Raw genomic sequence first — 6,713 nt, 5'->3', positions numbered from 1 at the left:
TGGTGGAGTGGGTCAGCTGAGCCACTCCACCAACCATGTTCAACATTTGTTTTAGGGGAATTGCATGACGGTTGCACGTACGGTTGAATTGTTCTCAAAGGTGCCTGATGGCAAAAGGTTCCAGGCGGGAGAGACCGTTTTCAGCGAGGGTGACGCGGGCACAGAGATGTACGGCATCATTGAGGGCACTGTCGCCATGCAAGTGGATGGCAAAACAGTGGAGACCATCAAGGCGGGCGATGTCTTTGGCGAGGGGGCACTGGTGAACCCTGACAAACTGCGCCGCTCGACGGCCCTGGCGCTAACGGATTGTCAGTTAGCGGTGCTAGACGAAGAGCGTTTCAAATTTTTGATTACCAACACGCCAATGTTTGCACTCGAGGTCATGCGCAGCTATTCCGATCGCCTCCGCCATTTCAAGCATCCCCAGGGCAATTAACCCTATACGGCCCAGCCCAGCTGGGGCCAGCTTGTCAGCTCGATGGGGCAAGCCTTGACCGACTTTGCCTGGGGCGACGCTACTGGGAGCGATCGCCCACTCAACAAAAAGAAGGGGTTTTGAGAAAAGCGCGTACCGCCTCTAAATAAAGCTGCGGGGCTTCCAACATGGGAAAATGCCCTGTGTTCTCAATTTCCACATACTGAATCGTGTCTGGATTCAGGGCTGCGGCTTCTTTGCCCAGTTTGGCGGGGGTAATTTGGTCATACTGACCCGAAACCAAGAGGGTCGGCACACTGAGTTGTGCAAACGCCGAGGGCATAATCTCGGTGGCCCGCTTACTCACCGCAGTGTAGATGGTGCCCAAAGCCACATCACCATCCGCCTCCAGATAATCCTCTAAAAAGGCATAGCGCTCTGCCGCCGGAATGGGACTACTCAAAAATCGTGCCATAAAGATTCTGGGCATTAGCGGAATTTGCTTCAGCCAATGGGGCCGGAAGCCGACGACGTAGCCGCCAAATTTATAGAACGCCTCAAATGCCTTTTTGTCATACTCAAACACGCCATTGCAGGTGAGAATCGATTGCTTGACGCGATCGCCGTACTGATTGCTAAATAACACCGCCACGGACGCCCCCGTGGAATGGGAATTGAGCCACACCTGATCCAGACCCAGCACATTCAGCAGTTCAACCAGATCATCAGCAAAGGTGTCCAATTCATAACCGCGAGCTAAGACCGCTGCACGATTTTCAGGGGCAATAACTGAACGCCCAAACCCTCGCATGTCGTATAGCAAGCAGTCAAACTCACTGCTGAGCGCTTGAGCTGTCGAATGCCAATACCGACATGAACCGCCCCACCCGTGGATAAACACCATGACGGGCTTATCACCTTGAGGCGCATCACCGGATTCAGTGAGCCACTCGTAATAGTGATTGACGCCAAAGATTTCCGCGTAAGCCATATTGCCAGACCTTATGCCGATTCAGGCTTCGGCAACGAAGACGGATGCACTAATAATTCAGCCGTCGAGCGTTGTTCCACCATTTCGCGAGTAATGGTGCAGCGTTTCAAATCTTTCCGAGAGGGCAACTCATACATGACGTCGAGCATCAGTTCTTCGACGATGCCCCGCAGCGCCCGAGCGCCAGTCTTACGCCGATAAGCTTCCCGCGCGATCGCACGAATCGCATCGGGCTTAAACTCTAGCTGCACATTGTCCATGCCCATCAGCTTCTGGAACTGCTTAATCAGCGCATTTTTCGGCTCGGTCATAATCTCGACCAGCATTTCTTCGTCCAGCGGATCCACCACCGTAATCGCCGGAATCCGACCGATGAATTCAGGAATCAGGCCATATTTCACCAGATCCTGCGGCTCCATTTGCTTCAGCACATCAGCCGTGCGCTTTTCACGAGTGGCCTGCGTATCACCAGGCTGAATAAAGCCCATAGACTTCTTGCCAGCCCGCTGCTCAACTAATTTCTCAAGACCGACAAAAGCACCACCACAGATGAACAAGATATTGCTCGTATCAATCTGGATGCAGTCTTGATAAGGGTGCTTGCGGCCTCCCTGCGGAGGGACGTTGGCTACCGTGCCTTCCAGCATCTTCAGAAGCGCCTGCTGTACCCCCTCACCAGAGACATCGCGGGTAATCGAAGGGTTTTCGCTCTTACGAGCAATCTTGTCAATCTCATCGATGTAAATAATGCCGCGTTGCGCTTCCTCAACGTCTAAATCCGCCACTTGCAGCAAACGCAACAAAATATTTTCCACGTCTTCGCCAACGTAGCCCGCTTCGGTCAAGGTCGTCGCATCAGCCACCGCAAACGGCACGTCCAGGACACGCGCTAAGGTCTGCGCCAGCAGCGTTTTCCCAGAACCCGTGGGGCCAATCAGCAAAATATTGGCTTTTTGAATTTCGATACTTTCTTCAGCGTTGTCGCCCTGACTTTGTAGATGGCTGAGACGCTTGTAGTGGTTGTACACCGCTACAGATAAGACTTTTTTCGCTTCATCCTGGCCGATCACGTGCTCATCTAAGTAGCTCTTGATCTCACGCGGCTTAGGCACTTGGCTGAAGGAAATTCGAGAAGGTGCCCGCCGCCGTTCGGGAGCTTGCTCCCGCCGAGGCACTGACTGCGGCACCGTGGCCCCCGAGTCAAATAATTCCTCATCCAAAATTTCATTGCATAGGTCAACGCATTCATCGCAAATGTAGACTCCAGGCCCAGCAATGAGCTTGCGTACCTGCTCTTGTGATTTGCCACAAAAAGAACATTTGAGATGGGAGTCGTACTTAGACATGGTGTACCCCTATTGCGATGCAGCAGCTGTGGTAGCAGTTGTCAGTGAGTCTTGTGCCAAAACCTGGTCAATTAAACCGTACTTTTTGGCTTCTTCCGCAGACATGTAAAAGTCGCGTTCGGTGTCAGCTTCAATACGCTCGAGCGATTGCCCACTGTGATGAGCAATAAGTTCATTTAACCGCTGCTTGTGGTACAGAATCTCCTTGGCTTGAATCTCAATATCCACAGCTTGTCCTTGAGCGCCGCCCAAAGGCTGGTGAATCATGATGCGCGCACTTGGGAGCGATAATCGCTTGCCAGGTGCGCCGCCACACAGCAGAAACGCACCCATGCTAGCAGCTAAACCAAAACAGATCGTGACGACATCAGGCCGAATTTGCTGCATGGTGTCGTAAATTGCCATGCCAGCAGTCACAGAACCGCCGGGAGAATTGATGTAGATTTGCACATCTTTTTCGGGCTCTTCCGCGTCTAAAAATAGCAGTTGGGCAACAATGGCGTCGGCAATCTGGTCATTGACGGGGGTGCCCAGGAAAATAATGCGTTCCCGTAGTAGCCGAGAATAGATGTCAAAGGCCCGTTCACCCCGGCCAGACTGTTCGACCACCATCGGCAAAACACTCTGCACTCGTTGATGTAGCTGACTTTGACTCGTTAGGGTGTGATTTGTATGAGATTGCAACGCCATTAAACTGTTAACTACTCTGGTCTATCTATAGGTCACCGCAGCTAGGAAATCTCAAGACGCCTTGGTGACTGTCCGCTTTGCTCTAGTAAGCAAATTTGCCGAGTTAGTCACGTGGCTGAGGTATTGCAGCTGCTAGACAACATTATGCCCCAACCGCGAACTTACTCGCTGAGGTTCGTCAGGTGGCTAAATTTCCCAAAAACACGATTTGCCCCAAAGTGTAGACCAATTTTCTGGTTTGTGATCCCCATCTACTTCATTAATCTTTGAAGTCTGAGATTGGGAGATTGACCAGGAAATCTGGGGGATAACTCTGTGGTCAGTCGTGTCGTTACTCTTCTTCAGTTGTCGAAGCAACTGCGGTAGTTTCGACGGTCGTCGTCTCTGTAGCATCGACGGGTTCAATGCTGGGAGCCGTTGCGGGCGTGGGCTCGCTTTCGTCATCGGTCTCAACTTCAGCGGCAGCTAGGGTGCCCTCTGGAACCATCTCTACCGTGTTGTTTTCAACTAGCCACTTGAGGATTTTTTCTTGGAGCAGTTCTTCGTTGACGACCTCCCGTAGGCGATCGCGATCCACCTCTTCCGGATTGCTGACCTCGTCTAGCATTTCTTGCATGCGCTCAGCGACATCGTCTTCTTCGACCTTGATGGACTCTTGCTTGGCGACTTCACCCAATGCCAGTGTGCGCCGCAGCCGATCAATGGCCTCAGGGCGCGATCGCTCGCGCATATTCTCAATGATTTCCTGAGTCAGCATTTTGCTGATATCAATGCCTTGACGGCTCAGTTGGACGGCTGCCTGCTGCACCAAGTGATTCGCTTCACGACGAATCAGCGTCTCCGGAATTTCGGCGTCCAGATGCTTGAGTAAGGCCGCTAACAGTGCCTCAAACTGATTGGCTTCCGTTTTGTCCTGAGCCTCTTCTTGGTAGCGCTTTTCCAGAGACTGGCGGAGCTCCTCTAACGTCTCAAATTCGCTGACCTCTTCAGCAAAGTCATCATCGAGCTCCGGCAGTTCTTTTTCCTTGAGTTCCTTCACCGTCACGGTGAAGATGGTTGCTTTGCCCGCTAAGTCTTCCTGAGGATAGTCTTCGGGAAATTGCAGTGACAACTCTTTGGTCTCATCCAGGGACATGCCGACGATGCCTTCCACAAAGCCGTCAATAAAACCGCCTTCCTTAATTTCTAGCTGGAAGTCTTCGGCACTACCGCCCTCAAATACCTCAAAAGAACCATCGGCCTGCTCGACCTTGCCTTCAAAGTCCACCACGGCCACGTCTCCCATTTGGACGGCGCGGTCTTCGACGGGCACTAAGGTAGCCAGGTTGAGGCGATATTGTTCTAGCACTTCGTCAACTTTTCTGTCTTCGTACTTCACCTCTTCGGCTTGGACTGCTAAGCCGGTGTATTGCTCTAGGGTGACTCGGGGCGGTACGTCCACAGAGGCTTGAAAGGTCAGGGTTTCGCCGGGAGTGTATTGCTCGATCAGTTCGTCGAACTCGGTGGTTAGCTGATAATTGCCGATGGCCTCAATCGACTCATTTTTGATGGCTTGTTCAACCGCTGTCTGCACAAGTTCTTCCAGCGCAGCGGCCTTAATCTGAGCAGTGCCAAAGCGCTGCAAAAAGACCGGACGGGGGACTTTGCCGGGACGAAACCCAGGAATCCGTACCGTTTTGATTAATTTCTTTAGGACCTTTTCATAGGTTTGTTTAGAAACCTCAGCGGGCACTTCAATTTGCAACCCCACTTGACTATCGGGCAGTTGTTCTTGAGTAACTTTCATGAAAGAGTCCTAACTTCCTATGCGAATCGTCGAAAAATACCTGAAGAACTGGGCTCAAGGAGCAAGCCTGTTCTGGTGCGGTGACTGTCGAAATTTGACGCAGTTAGCTATCATACTGCATCCACGGGACAACATGGCTGAAGGATTTCAAGGCATCTTAACGATTGCGATCGCCGCCTCAGTGAGAACATGGTGTCAGGCAAATCCGTCGGCTGGGAATGGTGGCTTGGCATCGCTCGTTCGCAGAGCGTGTCCGGCATCGTTGTGACCAGCGGAACAAAAAAGTTTATGAAGGATGGAGGTCAAGCGTCGTGGCTGAGGGATATCGGGTCGCAATTTTGGGGGCCACTGGAGCCGTCGGGACAGAGTTGATGGCGCTGTTAGAGGAGCGGCAGTTTCCATTGACCGAACTCCGACTTTTGGCCTCTCCCCGTTCAGCCGGCAAAACGCTGCCGTTTAAAGGCCAGCCGCTCACCGTGCAGCCCCTGAGCGATCGCGCCTTCGACGACGTCGACATTGTACTGGCTTCGGCGGGCGCTAGCGTTTCCCGAGAATGGGCAGCCAAAGCGACGGCTGCCGGAGCGGTGGTGATTGACAATTCCAGCGCCTTTCGGATGGATCCGCAAACGCCTTTGGTTGTTCCCGAGGTGAATCCGCAGGCGGCCGCCCAGCATCAGGGCATCATCGCGAATCCCAACTGCACAACGATTCTGATGGCGGTGGCCCTCTGGCCCCTGCACCAAATTCAGCCCATTCAGCGCATTGTGGTCGCTACCTACCAATCGGCAAGCGGCGCTGGTGCCCAGGCGATGGAAGAAATGAAGCAGCAGGCCCAAGCCATTTTGGATGGTACTGAACCTAAGACAGAAGCGTTTCCATACCCGTTGGCCTTCAACTTGTTTCCCCACAATTCACCGCTGAATGACAACGGCTATTGTCAGGAAGAGATGAAAATGGTGAATGAAACGCGCAAGATTTTCGGCGTGGCCGATTTGCGAGTGACGGCCACCTGTATCCGGGTGCCGGTGCTCCGAGCCCACTCCGAAGCGGTCAATCTGGAGTTTGCGACTCCCTTCTCGCCCGATCAGGCCCGCACCGCCTTGTCTGCAGCCCCCGGCGTCAAGCTCTTAGAAGACTGGGAAGCTAACTATTTCCCCATGCCTCAGGATGCCAGCGGTGAAGATGATGTTTTGGTCGGGCGCATTCGGTCAGATTTGTCGCATCCCAACGGGCTGGAACTCTGGCTGTGTGGTGACCAAATTCGCAAAGGGGCCGCCCTTAATGCCGTGCAGATCGCAGAGCTACTGGTGCAAAAGCATTGGGTAAAACCGATGGCCACAGTGGCCTGAGGGATGATCAACCCGACCAGGCAAAACCTCGTTTTCAGGGTGCGAGAGACTCATGCGCAAAGGTGTGACGGCTATTCGCAGTGGCTACCTATGGCTTTGCAGGCGCAAGGTTGCTATGTTATTGCTGACACCA

General features: G+C 53.0%; 6 protein-coding genes. 2 read left to right on the top strand and 4 right to left on the bottom strand.

Annotation, left to right across the window (positions count from 1 at the left end; translation table 11 throughout):
• Positions 1-64 precede the first annotated feature (64 nt).
• A complete protein-coding gene (locus tag JUK32_RS03090) occupies positions 65-439 on the top strand; it encodes a cyclic nucleotide-binding domain-containing protein (protein WP_204137389.1) in 375 nt (124 codons plus the stop codon).
• Positions 440-539: 100 nt separating this feature from the next.
• Here JUK32_RS03090 and JUK32_RS03085 read toward each other — a convergent pair whose 3' ends face one another.
• From JUK32_RS03085 to tig, 4 genes are all read right to left on the bottom strand, one after another.
• The gene (locus JUK32_RS03085) at positions 540-1,409 is read right to left on the bottom strand and encodes an alpha/beta fold hydrolase (protein ID WP_204137388.1); all 870 of its coding nucleotides are present in this window, start codon (positions 1,407-1,409) and stop codon (positions 540-542) included.
• A gap of 11 nt (positions 1,410-1,420) precedes the next feature.
• Positions 1,421-2,755 carry an ATP-dependent protease ATP-binding subunit ClpX gene (clpX, locus tag JUK32_RS03080; protein ID WP_204137387.1) on the bottom strand — a complete coding sequence of 445 codons (1,335 nt, stop codon included), beginning with the start codon at positions 2,753-2,755 and terminating at the stop codon, positions 1,421-1,423.
• A gap of 9 nt (positions 2,756-2,764) precedes the next feature.
• Complete coding sequence (clpP, locus tag JUK32_RS03075) at positions 2,765-3,445, bottom strand: ATP-dependent Clp endopeptidase proteolytic subunit ClpP (protein WP_204137386.1); 681 nt, start codon at positions 3,443-3,445, stop codon at positions 2,765-2,767.
• A 331-nt stretch (positions 3,446-3,776) separates the two neighbouring features.
• Positions 3,777-5,231, bottom strand: coding sequence for a trigger factor (gene tig / locus JUK32_RS03070; RefSeq protein ID WP_204137385.1), 1,455 nt, complete (start codon positions 5,229-5,231; stop codon positions 3,777-3,779).
• A 311-nt stretch (positions 5,232-5,542) separates the two neighbouring features.
• Between tig and JUK32_RS03065 the strand changes: the two genes are divergently transcribed.
• Positions 5,543-6,580: an aspartate-semialdehyde dehydrogenase gene (locus tag JUK32_RS03065; protein ID WP_309224473.1), complete on the top strand. Its 1,038-nt coding sequence runs from the start codon at positions 5,543-5,545 to the stop codon at positions 6,578-6,580.
• The last annotated feature ends 133 nt before the right edge of the window (positions 6,581-6,713 follow it).

Origin of the sequence: Halomicronema sp. CCY15110, assembly GCF_016888165.1 — a bacterium.
GTDB lineage: Bacteria > Cyanobacteriota > Cyanobacteriia > Phormidesmidales > Phormidesmidaceae > Halomicronema.
Note: the sequence above shows the minus strand (reverse complement) of the source record. Positions and strands in the feature narration are given on the sequence as shown.